The sequence below is a fragment of the Sphingomonas bisphenolicum genome, from assembly GCF_024349785.1.
Lineage (GTDB): Bacteria > Pseudomonadota > Alphaproteobacteria > Sphingomonadales > Sphingomonadaceae > Sphingobium > Sphingobium bisphenolicum.
The window spans coordinates 697633-713947 of sequence record NZ_AP018817.1 but is presented as its reverse complement, the minus strand read 5'-3'; the positions used below and the strand labels follow the sequence as shown (position 1 = coordinate 713947).

Genomic DNA, 16315 nt, shown 5'->3' with positions numbered 1-16315 from the left:
CCGATCGCTGGACACAATAAGGGCGCGGTCACCGGGGTGGCCGCGCCCTTGAGGTTGGGGGAGGAGCTTTAGGCGCATTACATCCGGTAGGTGACGCCGAAGGTGAAGGTCCGGCCGATCCGGGTCTCGAACAAGGTGTCCTGCCGCTGGCTATCGATATAGAGCCGGTTCTGCTCGTCGGTCAGATTGGTCGCCTCCACCATGATCTTCAGCCGGTCGGTGACATTATAGCTGGCCGACGCGTCCATGAAGAAGGTTTTGGCATTGCCCTGCAGGTCGCTGCCCGGCGAGGCGGGGATGCCGCGGATGAACTTGTCACGGAAATTGCCGGTAGTGCGGATCGAGAATTTCTCATCCTCATAATAAAGCGTTGCCGACGCCGTGTTCTTGGACAGGCCGACCAGGTCCGCCGTGGTCGTCACGGTCGGCACGCCGTTCACGCTGGCGAGGATATATTCGATCTTCGACGTGACGCGGGTGTAATTGCCCAGGAAGCCGAAATTGCCGAGGAACCCGTCGAAGAAGGTGAAGGGGATCTGGGCGTTCAGCTCGATGCCCTTGAGCTTGCCGCCCGGCGTGTTGAACGGCTGCGACACGGTGAACAATTCGGTCGGCAGGGTATTGCTGTTTTCCAGCAGCGCATCTGGAAGGCCGAGCTGGTTGAATGGGATCTGGCTGTTCACATTCTGGATGAAGCTCTTGATGTCCTTATAGAAGAAGGCGGCCGAGAGCAGCGAGCCGGGGCGGAAATACCATTCGACCGCCACGTCGAAGGTGGTCGCCCGAATGGGGTCGAGGAAGGGATTGTTGACGTTGCCGACACGGGTCACCGGATTGACCCCGCTGGTCGGGGTCAGCAGGCCCAGTTCGGGCCGCGCCAGCACCTTGGCGCCGGAGAAGCGCAGCAGCAGATTGTCCATCGGCTCGACCACGATATTGGCCGACGGCAGCCAGTCGTCATAGCTGTTCTTGGCCGCCGCGAACTGGCCGGTGAGGCCGGTGGGCGAAGCGGCGCTGGCCACCGTGACATAGCCCGACGACAGCATGTCGGTCTTGACGTAGCGCAGGCCAGCATCGCCGCGGATGCCGATGCCGATCGCATCCTCCAGGTCGAAATTGGCCATCAGATAGGCGCTGCTCACCTCTTCGCGCACCCGGCTGCGTCCGCCGCCGCATTCGACCCCGCAATAGCGGACCGAATCGAACCCGAAAGTGCTGGCCCATTTTTCCGGATCGATCGCGACCCAACTGGCCGGCGCGCCATTGCCCCATAGCTTGTCGACACCGCTGATCGTACGGGTGATGTCGGCCAGGCTCGTGCCGGCGGGCAGCGCGCGGACCACGGTGTCGGCGGTATAGGGACGCAGGAAGGTGGACAGGAAGTCGCTGCGCCGATATTGGGCGCCGGCGCGGATCGAGAAGGCGTCGCTGACGGTCCATTTGAGATTGGCCTCGGCGGTCAGATTGTCGGTCTTGTTGCGCGATGGCTTGCCCTGGAAGCTGAAGCCCCCCAGCACGGTGCCGTCGGCGCGACCCGGACCATAGGTGAAGCTGGCCGGATCGTTGACGTCGATGCCGAAGCCGAGCTTTGGCGTGGTGCCGCCGTCGCGGAAGTCGATCGTGAAATTATCGGTGTCGATCGCGTCCATGAAGGTCTGGAGCCGCTTCTTCCCGTCCCAGATCGAGCGGTTGAAGCCGACGATGCCGCTCACCTCCAGGCTGTCGTTCAGCTGGCGCCTGAAGTTGACATTGGCCTGTTTGAAGGTGGACACGAAATGGTCGACAAGCCCTTCGGACCGCACGTCCACGCCGTCGAACACGCCATGAACCAGCGAGCCGTTTTCGTCGAATGCGATGTCGCGCACCGACGTCATCGGCTGGCCGTTATTGGCGGCCGACCGGGCGAAGGAGATGGCGGCGATATAATTGTCGCGCCGCGTCACTTCGAAGCGGGAATAGAGGAAATCGACGGAAATGTCGGTCTGGTCGTCGGGCTGGAATTGCAGTGTCAGCGATCCGCCGATCCGTTCCTGATTTTGCTCGCTGTTGAGGTAGCGCGGGATGCGCGGCAGGAAGGCGCCGCTGCCCGCCACGCCGGACAGGTCGTCGCGGCGTAGATCCTGGATGGCCTGATAGGCGGCGTTGGTGCTGGTGCGCGGATTGCCGGTCGAGCAGTTGAGTGCATCGGCCCCCTTGATCGCATTGTCCGCCGGATTTTGCGGCGCGAAGCCGATCGGCGAACAGAAACCGCCATTGGTGTTGGCGGACAGGATATCGACCGCCGAATAGCCGACTTCGCGGATGTGGCGCTTTTGATAGGCGACCGAGCCGAGGATGCCGAAGCCGCTGTCGCCGAATTGCTTGGAGATCAACAGCGAGGCGCGCGGATCGACCTTCTTGGACAGCTCGTTATAGACGCCGCGCGCGGTCATGGAGAGGACGAAATCGTCCTTCTGGTCGAACGGCTTGGGGGCGGTCAGGTCGACGGTTGCGCCCAGCGAGCCTTCCTCCACATCGGCCGAGGGCGTCTTGCGGACCGAAAGCGCCGAAAAGATTTCGGTCGGGAAGACGTTGAAGTCGAAGCTGCGGCCGTTGTTGCCCGCGCCGTAAATGTCGGACGAGCCGGTCTGCGCCGTGCCTTCCATCCCATTGATGCGGACCCGGGTGAAGCCGGCGCCCAGGCCACGGACCGAAATATTGCGCCCCTCGCCGCCATCGCCGCGCGCCAGCGCTACGCCGGGCACGCGCTGCATCGATTCGGCGAGATTGGAGTCGGGAAATTTGCCGATATCCTCCGCAACGATCGAATCGATCGCCGCGGCTTCCTTGCGCTTCATGCCAAGCGCGCTGCTGAGCGAAGCGCGGAAGCCGGTGACGACGATGTCGGCGACACCCGGATCCGCGGCCGGACGATCGACCGCCGGCTGTTCCTGGGCGATCGCCGGCGCAGCAACCAGCAGCATGGAGGCGATCGCAAGGGCCGAGCTGCGGCGGGCGAACGCGGAACGGGTGTGCAACATAAATCCTCCCCATTTGTCACGGGCGCCATCGCTTATGACGTCCATCGTGTCCCACTATGTGAACTGAGGTATCATCCTATATCGCTAGTCTGACAATTGCCAGAAAAATCATCATGTGATTTTCATGTCCACAATGTGGGCCATCTGCACGCTCAGTTCCTCAACCGCCAAAGCCGATTGACCATCAGTGTATCCCTATATATGGATCGATAATCTATTTAATGGGATTTTTATCCAGCCGCCTCTGCACGGGCGGTTTGATCTGGGGGAGCGCTGTGGCGCCGCGGCGTTCCCTCTTCTTATCCGATGGGATGCTTCGCTTCATGCCGCTTTCCACTTCCCTCGCATGGATGCTGACCGCCACTGCCCTCCCAGCCGTGCAGAGTTTCGACCTGCGTGCCGGATCGGCGGAATGGCGGCATCCCTATGTGCATGGCGGCCATGGCGTGGAACCAGGCGGCGGCGCGCAGGGCTTCCTTTTTTCGGCAGCGCTGCCCGAAGGTGATTATCGCGTTACGGTGCGGCTGGGCGATGCCCGCCAAACAGGCGACACCAGCGTCAAGGCGGAAGCGCGGCGGCTGATGCTGAACCATATCGTCACGCGCCGGGGCGAGAGTGTCGAACGCAGCTTCCTGGTCAATATCCGCACCCCCGCATTGACGCCCCCGCCGCCCAATGCACCGGGCGGCCGCGCGGTGCGGATCGACGCGCGCGAAGCGCAGGAAGCGACCTGGGACGAGAAGCTGACGCTGGAATTTCTCGGCCGGCCGGCGGTGCAATCGGTACGGATCGAACCCGTGATCGCACCCACGCTCTTCCTGGCCGGCGATTCGACCGTGACCGACCAATATGCCGAACCGGCCGCAAGCTGGGGCCAGATGCTGCCGGCGATGCTGGACGACGGGATCGTGGTCGCCAACCATGCCAAGTCGGGCGCGACGCTCAAATCCTTCCTGACTGACCTGCGCCTCGACAAGTTGCTGGCGCGCATGAAGCCCGGCGACTGGCTGTTCATCCAGTTCGGCCATAACGACCAGAAGAAGGAATGGCCGCAAACCTATCTCGATGCCGGGACGGGCTATGTCGCCTGGCTCCGCGCCTATATCGCCGAAGCGCGGCGGCGCGGCGCGCATCCGGTGCTGGTGACGTCGCCCGAACGGCGCAATTTCGATGCGCAGGGGAAGATTCTCGATACGCTGGGCGCCTATGCGGCGGCGGCGCGCAAGCTCGCGGTGGAAGAGCAGGTGCCGCTGATCGACCTCAATGCCGACAGCCGGGCCATCTATGAGGCATTGGGGCCGGCGGTCGCGCCGACCGCTTTCAACGATGGCGGCAAGGACAGGACGCACCATGACAATTATGGCGCCTGGCTGCTGGCCAGCGCAGTGGCGGAACGGATTCGCATGCAGATTCCCGCGCTGGCGACGCATGTGACGATGCCCGCCTTTACCCCCAACCGGCCACCCGCAGCGGATGCGATCGCCATCGCCCCCAGCCTGATCCGCAGCGATCAGCGGCCGGCGGGCAATTGATGCGCTTGACCCGCCGCGATCTGACGCTGGGCCTGGCGAGCGCCCTGCTGCCCGTCTTCCCGGCCCATGCCGCGCGCCACTATGACGTCCGCGGCCATGGCGCGCACGGGGATGGGATCGCGATCGACAGTGGCGCGATCAACGCCGCGATCGAGGCCGCCTCCGCCGCAGGGGGCGGCACGGTCGTCCTGCCGCGCGGGCGCTATCTCTGCTTTTCGATCCGGCTCAGGAGCCGGGTGACGCTGCTGCTGGCCGAGGGCGCGGTGATCGAGGCGGCCGATCCGGCGCGCCACGCCGGGCGCTACGACCTGCCAGAAACGGACGTAGACCAACTCTACCAGGATTTCGGCCATAGCCATTGGCGCAACAGCCTGATCTGGGGCGAGGATGTCGAGCAGGTCGCGATCGTTGGCCCCGGCCTGATCCATGGGCTGGGCCTGACCCGTGATGGCCCCGGTGCGCGCTGGAAGAAGCAGGCGGGCGAACGGCCGCTGTCGATGCAGGGCATGAGCGCGGCGGAGATCGGTCATCTGGAACCGGACGCCGTGGCGATGCAGGGGTTGGGCAACAAGGCGATCGCGCTGAAGAACGGGCGCGACATCCGCCTGTCGGGCTTCACCATCCTGAAAGGCGGGCATTTCGCGGTCCTGGCCACCGGCACGCGGGAATTGCGGATCGACGGGCTGACGATCGACACCGATCGCGACGGGATCGACCTGGACTGCGTACGCGATGTGGTGGTGGAGCACTGCCGGGTCAATTCGCCCAATGACGACGGCATCGTGGTCAAAAGCAGCTTTGCCTTGGGCCGGGCGATCGCATCGGAGGACATAGTGATCCGCGACTGCGACGTGTCGGGCTACGACATGGGATCGCTGGTCGACGGCACGAAGCGAACCACGCAGGAGGTCGCACCCGACCGCGACAGGGTGACGGGCCGGATCAAGCTCGGCACCGAAAGCAATGGCGGCTATCGCAATGTGCGGATCGAGGATTGCCGCTTCAGCCGCTGCCGCGGCCTGGCGCTGGAGACGGTGGACGGCGGCGTTATGGAACATATCGTCGCCCGCCGCCTGACGATGCGCGATGTCACCACCGCACCGCTTTTCCTGCGGCTCGGCGACCGGCGGCGCGGGCCGGACGGAACCGGCGTCGGCGCGATTCGCGATGTCGCGATCGGCGAGGTCGATGCCCGCGGCATCGACCATCGCTTCCCCGTCGCCATCGCCGGTCTGCCGGGGCAGCCGATCCGCGACGTGACACTGCGCGACATCCATCTTCTCTATCGCGGCGGCGGCACGGCGACCGATGCGGCGCGCGTTCCGGCGGAGTTGCCCGACGCCTATCCCGAACCCAGCATGTTCGGCCTGCTGCCAAGCTGGGCGCTATGGGCGCGCCATGTGGAACGGCTGACGATCGACCGGCTGCGCGCCGAAACCATCGCGCCGGACCAGCGCCCGCCGTTCGCGTTCGACGATGTGCGCCATGTTTCGGTGCGCGACACCCCGCTCTGGCGTTGACGATCCTCCGGGACAGTGCTACCAAATATAGGTAGCAAGTTCCACAATATGGATATTACGGAGCGCCGATGTCCATCCACGCCTTCAAGATGCAACTCAAGCCCGGCGTGGTGGACGAGTATCGCAAGCGCCATGATGAAATCTGGCCAGAACTGTCCAACTTGCTGTCGCAGGCGGGCATATATGACTATTCGATCTTTCTGGACGAAGGGACGCTGAGCCTGTTTGCGGTGCTCAAGCTGCGGGACGAGAATCAGCGCGATGCGCTGCCCGGCCATCCGGTGATGCAGCGCTGGTGGGACCATATGGCCCCGCTGATGGAGGTGCAGCCCGGCAGCCAGCCCAAGGAATGGCCGCTCCCGCTGCTGTTTCACATGGATTGATCCCATGCGTTCGCTGATCGCCGCCCTGCTGCTCGGCTCCGCCCTGGCTACGCCCCTCCCCGCGCAGGAGGCGAAGCAGACCGCCAATCTGTCCGCGCCCGTGAAGCGCTTTGGCCGCGTGTCGTATGACGCGCGATCGCTGATGGTGGACGGCCAGCGGCTGGTGATCTGGGGCGGCGAATTCCACCCCTTCCGCCTGCCGTCGCCCGACCTGTGGCGCGACATTCTCCAGAAGATGAAGGCGGGCGGCTTCAATACGGTCGCCCTCTATTTCGACTGGGGCTATCACAGCCCGAAACAGGGCGTGTATGATTTCAGCGGTATCCGCGACATCGACCGGCTGCTGACCATGGCGGAAGAGGAAGGCCTCTACGTCATCACCCGCGCCGGTCCCTATGTGAATGCCGAATTGTCGCGCGGCGGCTTTCCCGGCTGGCTGGTCAACCAGCGCGCCCGCGCCCGCACCGACGATCCCGCCTATCTGGCTGCCGTGGACGAATGGCTGACCCAAGTCGATGCGATCGTCGCGAAGCATCAGATCAATGCCGATCCCAGCCGCCGCTATGGCGTCATCCTGCACCAGATCGAAAATGAGCTGGCGCTGACCACCCCGGCGCAGCGCCGCTACATGGACCATCTGGCCGCCAAGGCGCGGGCCGATGGCATCACCATACCGCTGTTCCATAATGATCAGGGCCGCAACGGATATTGGACGCCCGAAAGCAGCAAGATCGACAAGGTCGTGACCGGCCCCAACGACCTCTATGCGTTCGACGGCTATCCCGGCGGCACCTGCACGGTCGAGGGCAAGCCGACCCGCGATGTCGCCGCGCCCGACTGGGGCTATTATGGTCCCGGCGGGGCGAAGGGCGGCGCATCCGCTTCCCCCGACACCCCCGGCTTCCTGGCGGAGTTCGGTGGCGGCTGGTTCGACTATTGGGGATCGAACGGCGGCTATGCCTGCAACGCGATCCAGCGCGGCAAGCGCTTCCAGCGGGTCTTCTACGGCACCAACCTCGCCAACGGGATCGGCATCCAGAGCTTTTACATGACCTATGGCGGCACCAGTTGGGGCTGGTTGCCCGCGCCGGTGGTGTTCACCAGCTATGATTATGGCGCCGCCATCTCCGAACCGCGCGCACTGCGCGAAAAGGCGCTGGAGATGAAGCAGTTGGGCGGGCTGATTGCGTCAGTCCCCGACCTGGCGGGGATGATCCCGGCTGGCGCGGTGGAGATTTCCTCGCCCAATATCCAGATTTACCACAATAAAAACCCGGAGACGGATGCGCGCTTCCTGATGGTGGCGCACAAGCCGTCCAACGGGCAGACCAGCGACGTCTTCCGCTTCACCGCCGACCTGCCCGATGGCCGCTATAGCGTGCCGATGCAGTTGAACGGCTTCGACGCCAAATGGCTCGTTGCCGGCGTGGCGCTGGGCGGGCATCGGCTGGTCTATTCGACCTCCGAACTCCAGTCCGCGCAGGTGATGGACGGAGCGGACCTCATGCTGTTCTACGGCCGCGCCGGGGAACCGGGCCAGACGGTGCTGCGCTATGCCTCCGCCCCGAAGGTGACGGTGCTGGAAGGCAGCGCCACCAGCGCCTTCGACGCGGCGAAGGGTGACCTCAAGCTCGATTACAGCCATCAGGGCCGCGCCGTGCTGCGGATCGAAGGCGGCGGACGACCGCCGCTGACGCTGATCCTCGCCGACGAAGCCGAAGGCGCCCGCTACTGGCGGCAGGAGGACGCGCTGGTGCGCGGCCCGGCGCTGGTGCGCAGCGCTACGGTCAAGGACGGCACGCTGGCGCTGACCGGCGATACGGCCGAGGCCAGCCTGCTCGCAATCTGGGCGCCCAAGGCGGTCCGCGCGGTCACATGGAATGGCGCAAAGGTTGCGACGAAAGCCGGGGTTGCGGGCAGCTACACCGCCTTGCAGCCGCTGGCCGGGCCAGCCGACATCGCCTTGCCCGCCTTGACCGACTGGCGCGTCGCCAAGGGGGCACCCGAAGCCGACCCCGCCTTCGACGACGGCGCATGGCAGGCGATCGACAATCGCCCCTCCGCCAGCATCACGGCGCGGCCCGACGGCCAGCCCAACATGGGCATGGACGCCTATGGCTTCCATGACGGCGACGTCTGGTATCGCGGCCGCTTTACCGGCACGCCCGACGCCAGGGCGCTTTCGCTCTATTATGGCGCGGGTGGGTCGGGGCTGGTGCAGGCCTGGGTCGACGGCCAGTTCCTGGGCGAAGGCGAAACGCCCGCAGGCCTGCCACGCCCCATCACCACCGGCACGGCGCGCTTCGCCCTGCCCGCCGGTGCGCGATCGGGCGAGCATGTCGTCTCCGTCATGGTGCGCAATAATGGCCATAATTGGGATCTGGACAGCGACGATTTCCACAAGGAAGCGCGCGGCCTGATCTCCGCCTCGCTCGAGGGGGGACCGGGCGGACGCAGCTTCGCCGTGCCGATCGCATGGAAGATCCAGGGTAAACAGGGCGGCGAAAACCTGCCTGACGTCGCCCGCGGGCCCGCCAATAATGGCGGCCAATATGGCGAGCGGATGGGCTGGCACCTGCCGGGCTTCGACGACAGCGCATGGGCCAGGGCCAGCGTACCCGCGACGCAGGCGCAGGCGGGCACCAACTGGTATCGCACCGCCTTCAATCTCGCCGTGCCCAAGGGCCAGGACGCGACCATCGCGCTCAGTTTCGGTGACGCCAGGATACCGCGCTCGCCGGTTCGGTATCGCGTGCTGATCTTCGTCAACGGCTGGAACATGGGCCAGTTCATCGCCCATGTCGGCCCGCAACGGACCTTCCCCATCCCCGAAGGCATCCTCAACCACCGGGGCCGCAATCATGTCGCGCTGGCCGTCACATCCGATGGCCAGCCGGGCGACGCGCTGGAAAGCGTGCGCCTCGTCACCCTTCATACCATGAAAGGCGGTCTGCCAGTGCAGATGGTTGCCGCGCCAAACGCACCTTCAGATCTCAAGGAGTAATATCAGTGGCCGCTCTCTCTCATGACGTCCCTCGCCCGCAGGTGATCGACGCCATCGATCGCCTGATGGACAATCTCGTCAATATCCAGGACGAGACCGGCGAATTCCTGCTCCATCTGGACGATGGGCGGATCATCGACACCAAGGGCTGGGCCGGATGGGAATGGACCCATGGCGTCGGCCTGTTCGGCATATGGCGCTATTATGAACAGACCGGCGACGCCATGGCGCTGGCGATCATCAAACAATGGTTCGAGGATCGCTTCGCCGAAGGCACCCCGACCAAGAATATCAACACGATGGCCCCCTTCATCACGCTCGCCTACCTCTATGAGCATGAGCCGGACCCGCGCTACATTCCCTATCTCGATAGCTGGGCGGAATGGCTGATGGCCCCCGACGGCCTGCCCAAGACGCAGGAAGGCGGGTTCCAGCATATCGTCTATAATGACGAGAATCCGGGCGAGCTGTGGGACGACACGCTGATGATGTCGGTGCTGCCGCTGGCCAAGATCGGCTTGCTGCTGAACCGCCCGGCCTATATCGAGGAAGCCAAGCGCCAGTTCCTGGTCCACATCAAATATCTGTTCGATACGAAGACGGGCCTGTGGTTCCACGGCTGGGACTTCAATGGCCGCCATAATTTCGCGCAGGCGCTGTGGGCGCGCGGCAATTGCTGGGTGACGATCGCGATCCCCGAGATCATCGAGATTCTGGACCTGCCCGAAGGCGATTTCTTCCGCACCTTCCTGATCGACACGCTGGCGGCGCAGGTGAAGACGCTGAGCGAAACGCAGGATGCCGACAGCGGCCTGTGGCACACGCTGATCGTCGATCCGACCAGCTATCTGGAGGCGTCGGCCACCGCCGGCTTCGCCTATGGCATATTGAAGGCGGTGCGGAAGGGCTATCTGCCGCGCGCCTATGAGGAGGTGGGGATCAAGGCCGTGCAGGGCGTGCTCGCCAATATCGATGAAGCGGGCGAGTTGCAGCAGGTCAGCTTCGGCACCGCGATGGGCGACACCCAGCAATTCTACAAGGATATCGCGCTCACCTCCATGCCCTATGGCCAGAGCCTGGCCATCTGCGCGCTGGGTGAATTCCTGCGCACCTATATCTGACGCAGGCGGACGCGGACGGCGGCGATCATGGAAGGAGCGTCGCCGTCCGCGGACCAACAATGATAAGATGGGCTGAGGAGCCGAACATGCCTGAAGCAGCGCCGATCCGACCCGTCCGCTTGCCCAATTATCTCGCCTATGGCTCCAACGATGTGCTGGGTGCGGGGGCGATGGCGGTCATTTCGGGCTGGGTGCTGATCTTCTACACCCAGTTTTGCGGCCTGAGCGCAGGTCAGGCGGCGACGATCTTCGCCGTGGCCCGCATCCTCGACGCCTTCGCCTCGCCGATGATCGGCTATATCTCCGATCATTTCGGATCGACCTGGCTTGGTCGCACATTCGGCCGCCGCCGCTTCTTCATCCTCGCCGCCATCCCGCTGCTGCCGAGCTTCGCGCTGATGTGGCTGCCCGGGCAAGGATTCTGGTACTATCTCGTCAGCTATGTGCTGTTCGAACTGGTCTATGCGATGGAGATCATCCCGTTCGAGACGCTCGCCGCCGAAATGTCGAGCGACTATCGCACCAAGGCCAAATTCGCGGGATCGCGCATCCTCTTCGGCCAGGCGTCGGCGATCCTGGCGGGCTTCCTGCCGCTCTGGCTGATCAACGCGCTGGGCCGGGACAGCGCCGACACCTTCTTCTATATGGGCCTGATCTTCGCCGCCCTGTTCATGGTGACTGCGGGGCTGCTCTATTTGTTCAGCTGGGAACGGCATATGCCGGGTGGACCGGCGGTAGCCGCCGAAAGGCTGGCGGCCGGCGGCGCAGGGCAGGCGTTGAGCGCGCTCTATCGCAACCTCTTCTCGACCATGCGCATTCGCGCCTTTCGCCTGCATCTGGGCATGTATCTGGGCGGCTATATCAGCCAGGATATTTTCAACGCGACCTTCACCTTCTTCGTCATCTTCGCGCTGTCGGGATCGATGGGACAAGCATCGGGGCTGCTGGGAACGATGTATATCGTCCAGTTCGTGGCGGTGATCATCGCCATCAACCTGGCGCTGCGCGCGTCCCCCAGCCGCGCCTATCAGGTCGCCGCCGCCGATTTTGCGGTGGGGGTGTTCGCCCTGATCGGCCTGTGGCTGCTCGGCGTGCCGGCCACCTCCCCCTGGATATGGGCGCCGATCATTTTGGCGGGGCTGGGGCGCGGCGCGCTCAACTATATTCCCTGGGCCACCTATAATTATATGGCTGACGTCGACGAGATCGTGACCGGTCAGCGGCGCGAGGGCAGCTTCGCCGGGGTCATGACCTTCGTGCGCAAGGCGACCCAGGCCGCCGCGGTCGCGGGCGTGGGCTTCATCATGCAGGCGGGTGGCTTCATATCGGGCGCGCCGGTGCAAAGCCATGGCGCGATTCTCACCATGGCGCTGCTGCTGGGGATAGGAACGGTCGGCTGCCTGATGTTCGGCCTGTGGGTGTCGAGACGCTTCCGCCTGAGCCCCGCGACCCACGACATATTGATGCGCGAGATCGAGCATCTGCGCAGCGGCGCGCGCACGCCCAGTTCGCCCGGCGCGGCGCTGGTGGTCGAGGATCTGTCGGGGTGGCGCTACGACCAGCTATGGGGCAATAATCCGGTCGCGGGATTGGCGCGATGATCGGCGCGCTGCTGCTCATCGGCGCCGCGGCCAGCGGTCCCGTCGCGCCCAAGCCGCTGTTCCGCGATCCGGTGCATGACGGCGCGGCCGATGCTTCGACCGTGCGCGACACGCGGAGCGGCGAATGGGTCATGTTCTACACCAATCGCCGCGCCGACCTTCCGCCAGAAGACCCGAAGGACTCGCGCTGGGTGCATGGCACCGCAATCGGCGTCGCGCGGTCGAAGGATGGCGCGCGCTGGACCTATGGCGGAACTGCCGACATTCCCAAAAGCTGCACCGGCGACACGCTGTGGGCGCCCGAGGTGCAATGGCTGGCGGGACAATGGCATATGTGGCTGACGGTGGTGCCGGGCGTCTATCGCGACTGGAACGCGCCACGCTTCATCGTCCATCTGACCAGCCCGGACCTGACGCGCTGGACTTGCGGCGAGCGGCTCGACCTCGGCTCCGACCGGGTGATCGATGCCAGTATAATGGCGTTGCCGGGCGGCGGTTATCGCCTCTTCTTCAATGACGAGCGAATGAACAAGGCGATCCGTGCCGCCGACAGCGACGATCTGGTCCACTGGACGGTCGGCGAGCGGTTGACGGAAACGCCGGGGGAAGGCCCCAAGGCATTTCGCTGGAAGGGACGATACTGGCTGATATCCGACGCATGGCAAGGCGTGCTGGTGATGCGATCCGACGATGCGGCGCACTGGACGACGCAGCCGGATCATATATTGAGTCAGCCCGGTATTCATCCGACCGATCGGGCCAAGGGCCAGCATCCCGACATCATCGTGGCGGGCGAGCGCGCCTATATCATCTATTTCGTCCATCAGGAGGGCGAGGATGAAGCGAAGGCCAATCCCGACTGGAAGCGGCGCAGCGTATTGCAGATCGCCGAGTTGAAGGAAAAGGACGGGGTCGTCAGCGTAGACCGCAACGCGCCGGCGCGGGTCCGGCTGACGCCCTGAATCCCGGCGATTTTCCTTGGCCGTAAAAGCGGCTAGGGAAGAGGGGATGCAGAAGAGCGATCCCAAGAAGAAGCCGCCCACGATCAAGGAAGTCGCCGCCCGTGCGGGCGTGTCGGTCATGACCGCGTCGCGCGCGGTCAACGGCAAAGCGCTGGTCAGCGCCAAAGCGCGGCGCGCGGTCGAACTGGCGGTCAAGGAACTGGGCTATATCCCCAATGCGTCGGCCCGCGCGTTGGCCGGCAGCGCCGACCGGCGGGTCGCACTGTTGCACAGCAACTCGACCACGTCCGCTTATCTGGGGGAATTGTTGCTGGGTGCGCTGGGCGAAGCACCGCAGCGACACCTGCATCTGGTGGTCGAACAGTGCGCGCCCGGCGCCTTCGCGGAAGAAATCGTCGAGCAGGTTGCCCATGCCAATGTCGCCGGCGTGATCCTGCCACCACCCTTGTGCGATTGGCCGGAGTTGATCGCCGGACTGACGGCGCGCGATATCGCCATCGTCGCAATCGCGCCGGACCAGGACGAGCCGGACATGCTGGCGGTGGGCACCGACGACCGCCACGCCGCCTATGACCTGACCCGGCATCTCATCGAACTGGGGCATCGGCGCATCGGTTTCATAGAGGGCAATGTGCGCCACCGGTCGAGCGCGCGGCGGTTGCAGGGATTTCGCGATGCGCTGCTCCATCATGGGCTGGAGCATGACGACCAGCTTGTCGTGCCGGGCGACTATAGCTATCGGTCGGGGCTGGACGCGGCCGAGCGGCTGATGAGCCTAGAGGCGCGGCCCAGCGCGATCTTCGCCTGCAACGACGACATGGCCGCCGCGGCAATCACCGTCGCGCACCAGCGCCGGATCAATGTGCCGGCCGAGATCAGCATCTGCGGTTTCGACGATACGCCGCTGGCGAGCGCGATCTGGCCGGCGCTGACCACCATCCGCCAGCCGATCCGTGACATGAGCCGCGAGGCGATCGGGCTGCTGGCGATGCGCTTCCGCAGCCAGGATGAAGGGGCGGACGGAGTCATCGGCAAGGTGAAGCTGGACTATCAGCTGATCCGCCGCCAGTCGGACGCGGTGCCGGCCCGGCATTGACGCCGGGCCGGACCATCAGACGGCGAGGCGATTGCCGTAGCCGATGATGAGGGTAGCGAAGATCAGCAGGCCGACCCCGCTCCACACCATGCGGCGGACGGCAGGGGCGGCGTCCTTCCACTCCCTGAACGCGAAGCCCCAGCAGGTACCGAAGATGATGATCGACGCCATGTGCAGCGTCCAACTGGAAAAGCCGAAACGGCCCATCTGGCTTTCCCCCATCGTGTAGAAGAAGAACTGGAAATACCAGGCGGTGCCAGCCAGCGCGCAAAGCAGGAAATTGGGCAGCAGTGCCGGCCGCTGTCCACTGGCGTCGGGCCCACCCACCCATTGGCCCGCCGACCTGTTCTTGGCGATCAGCCAGCCGCACCAGAGCGCGTTGGTGATGAGGCCGCCGAACATGACGATACACAGGGTCGGGAGACCGACCCAGAGCGGCCCGGTGCCCGCGGCGCGGCTGAGTTCGTTCACCGGCTGCCCCGCCGCCAGACCGAAGGCGAAGCAGGAGGACATGATGCCGGAGAAGATGGCAACGGCGATGCCCTTCCTAAAATCGAACTCGGCGACGGCGGCGGCCTTCTGTTCGGGCGACAGCGCCTCATCCTTGCGCGCGCCGGCCATGGCGACGACGATGATGCCGAGCAGGGTGACGGCCAGACCCAGCAGCACGATCTTGCCATGCAGGGTGCCGACGATCTCCGTCATGAAGCTGCCGTCGACGATCGGCGGGATCAGCGTGCCAAAGACGGTGCACAGGCCCAGCACCACCGCCATGCCGAGCGACAGGCCCAGATAGCGCATGGTCAGGCCATAGGTCAGGCCGCCAAAGCCCCAGAGGAAACCGAAAAAGACGCACCAGCCGACGACCGAGGACGGCACCTGTCGCATCACGCCCATCAGGTCGCTGGTCTGGATGGAGGCGAAGAACCAGGGTGCGATCACCCAGGAGAAGATACCGCCGGTGAGCCAGAAGATTTCCCAGTTCCAGCGCTTCACGCCGCGATAGGGAACGTAGAAGCTGGCCGAGGCCAGGCCGCCCAACCAATGGAACAGCACGCCGAGCAATGGATTTCCGATCATAGGTCAAGTCCCAGGCGATAGAGGCGGTTGGCGTTGCCGGCGAAGAGTGCGCGGCGGTCGGTATCGGGCAGGTCCGCGACGATGGCGTGATAGGCGTCCATGTAACGGTCGATCGGGCCGAACAGCTTGTCGGTCGGGGTGTCGCTGGCAAAGGCGCAGCGATCGGGGCCGAAGAGATCGATGGTCTCGCGGACCAGCGGTTCGATCGTCTCGCGGGTCCAGTCGCGTCGGATGAAACCCATGCCCGACAGCTTGACCGCGACATGGGGCAGCGTGGCGAGCGCCTTCATGCCCTTGCGCCAGTCCTCCAGACCATCGACATCGGTCAGGACCGGCATGCCCATATGGTTGATGATGACCGGAATATCGGGATGGCGCGCGATCAGCGCAGCGAGGCCCGGCATTTGTCCCGGATAGCATTGCAGGTCGAAGGACAGTCCATGCTTGGCCAGCAACGCATAGCCCGCCTGCCATTGCGGATCGACGGTCAGGTCGACCGGACCATAGGTGCGCCGGGGATCATGGTGCCAGTTGACGATATGGCGGATGCCCTTGACCCGCGGGTGCGCCGCCTGGGCGGCGAGCAGGGCATCGACATCGGGATCGTCGAGGGCGGCGAAGGCGACGAAGCCGGTGGGGAGGCCTTCGACCACGGCGAGGCCGTCGAGCCACTGGGTTTCGCGCAAGGCGCTGTCCGCCGCGGCACCGGCATCGACATGGACCGCGCCGACGACATTCCAGCGAGCAAGGTCGGCGCGATATTGCGCGACGCCATAGTCATGAGCGATTGCTTCGACGCTGCCGTTCGGTCCGTCGTCGGAGAAAGGAGCGCTCAGCCAGTCGTAGCGGACATGTTTGAGATCCCACAGGTGGATATGGGCATCGACAAAGGGGATCATCGACCTCTCCGGTAAAGGGCGCTGGATGCGCCGCATGGGGCTATTGGCCAGAGAGACATCCGCCACGCCCATGGCGCAGGCCGAACCGAGCAGGACG

General features: G+C 64.8%; 11 protein-coding genes. 8 read left to right on the top strand and 3 right to left on the bottom strand.

What is annotated here, in order from left to right; genetic code table 11:
• Positions 1 to 77: 77 nt before the first annotated feature.
• Entirely contained in the window at positions 78 to 3020 is a 2943-nt protein-coding gene (locus tag SBA_RS03390) for a TonB-dependent receptor (protein WP_261935900.1), read from the bottom strand.
• Positions 3021 to 3343: 323 nt separating this feature from the next.
• Here SBA_RS03390 and SBA_RS03385 point away from each other — a divergent pair, with 323 nt between their 5' ends.
• From SBA_RS03385 to SBA_RS03350, 8 genes are all read left to right on the top strand, one after another.
• Entirely contained in the window at positions 3344 to 4552 is a 1209-nt protein-coding gene (locus SBA_RS03385; protein WP_261935899.1) for a rhamnogalacturonan acetylesterase, read from the top strand.
• Positions 4552 to 6072 carry a rhamnogalacturonidase gene (locus SBA_RS03380; RefSeq protein ID WP_261935898.1) on the top strand — a complete coding sequence of 507 codons (1521 nt, stop codon included), beginning with the start codon at positions 4552 to 4554 and terminating at the stop codon, positions 6070 to 6072. Before SBA_RS03385 ends, SBA_RS03380 begins: the two co-directional genes overlap by 1 nt.
• Before the next feature lie 68 nt (positions 6073 to 6140).
• Entirely contained in the window at positions 6141 to 6455 is a 315-nt protein-coding gene (locus tag SBA_RS03375; protein ID WP_261935897.1) for an L-rhamnose mutarotase, read from the top strand.
• A gap of 4 nt (positions 6456 to 6459) precedes the next feature.
• Positions 6460 to 9459: a glycoside hydrolase family 35 protein gene (locus SBA_RS03370; RefSeq protein WP_261935896.1), complete on the top strand. Its 3000-nt coding sequence runs from the start codon at positions 6460 to 6462 to the stop codon at positions 9457 to 9459.
• Between the two features lie 5 nt (positions 9460 to 9464).
• Entirely contained in the window at positions 9465 to 10580 is a 1116-nt protein-coding gene (gene bglB / locus SBA_RS03365) for a beta-galactosidase BglB (protein ID WP_261935895.1), read from the top strand.
• A gap of 86 nt (positions 10581 to 10666) precedes the next feature.
• On the top strand, positions 10667 to 12181 hold the full coding sequence (locus SBA_RS03360) for an MFS transporter (RefSeq protein ID WP_261935894.1): 1515 nt from the start codon (positions 10667 to 10669) through the stop codon (positions 12179 to 12181).
• A complete protein-coding gene (locus SBA_RS03355) occupies positions 12178 to 13143 on the top strand; it encodes a glycoside hydrolase family protein (protein ID WP_261935893.1) in 966 nt (321 codons plus the stop codon). Before SBA_RS03360 ends, SBA_RS03355 begins: the two co-directional genes overlap by 4 nt.
• A gap of 46 nt (positions 13144 to 13189) precedes the next feature.
• Positions 13190 to 14239, top strand: a complete 1050-nt coding sequence (locus SBA_RS03350; RefSeq protein WP_261935892.1) for a LacI family DNA-binding transcriptional regulator — start codon at positions 13190 to 13192, stop codon at positions 14237 to 14239.
• Positions 14240 to 14254: 15 nt separating this feature from the next.
• Here SBA_RS03350 and rhaT read toward each other — a convergent pair whose 3' ends face one another.
• The gene (rhaT, locus tag SBA_RS03345) at positions 14255 to 15319 is read right to left on the bottom strand and encodes an L-rhamnose/proton symporter RhaT (protein WP_261935891.1); all 1065 of its coding nucleotides are present in this window, start codon (positions 15317 to 15319) and stop codon (positions 14255 to 14257) included.
• Positions 15316 to 16218 carry an amidohydrolase family protein gene (locus tag SBA_RS03340; RefSeq protein ID WP_261936669.1) on the bottom strand — a complete coding sequence of 301 codons (903 nt, stop codon included), beginning with the start codon at positions 16216 to 16218 and terminating at the stop codon, positions 15316 to 15318. The genes rhaT and SBA_RS03340 overlap by 4 nt, the downstream gene beginning before the upstream one ends.
• Positions 16219 to 16315 lie beyond the last annotated feature (97 nt).

Bases quoted from the DNA above. Each gene is read 5' to 3' on its own strand.
- SBA_RS03390 (WP_261935900.1), bottom strand. From the start codon at position 3,020: ATGTTGCACACCCGTTCCGCGTTCGCCCGCCGCAGCTCGGCCCTTGCG.
- SBA_RS03385 (WP_261935899.1), top strand. From the start codon at position 3,344: ATGCCGCTTTCCACTTCCCTCGCATGGATGCTGACCGCCACTGCCCTC.
- SBA_RS03380 (WP_261935898.1), top strand. From the start codon at position 4,552: ATGCGCTTGACCCGCCGCGATCTGACGCTGGGCCTGGCGAGCGCCCTG.
- SBA_RS03375 (WP_261935897.1), top strand. From the start codon at position 6,141: ATGTCCATCCACGCCTTCAAGATGCAACTCAAGCCCGGCGTGGTGGAC.
- SBA_RS03370 (WP_261935896.1), top strand. From the start codon at position 6,460: ATGCGTTCGCTGATCGCCGCCCTGCTGCTCGGCTCCGCCCTGGCTACG.
- SBA_RS03360 (WP_261935894.1), top strand. From the start codon at position 10,667: ATGCCTGAAGCAGCGCCGATCCGACCCGTCCGCTTGCCCAATTATCTC.
- SBA_RS03355 (WP_261935893.1), top strand. From the start codon at position 12,178: ATGATCGGCGCGCTGCTGCTCATCGGCGCCGCGGCCAGCGGTCCCGTC.
- SBA_RS03350 (WP_261935892.1), top strand. From the start codon at position 13,190: ATGCAGAAGAGCGATCCCAAGAAGAAGCCGCCCACGATCAAGGAAGTC.
- rhaT (WP_261935891.1), bottom strand. From the start codon at position 15,319: ATGATCGGAAATCCATTGCTCGGCGTGCTGTTCCATTGGTTGGGCGGC.
- SBA_RS03340 (WP_261936669.1), bottom strand. From the start codon at position 16,218: ATGATCCCCTTTGTCGATGCCCATATCCACCTGTGGGATCTCAAACAT.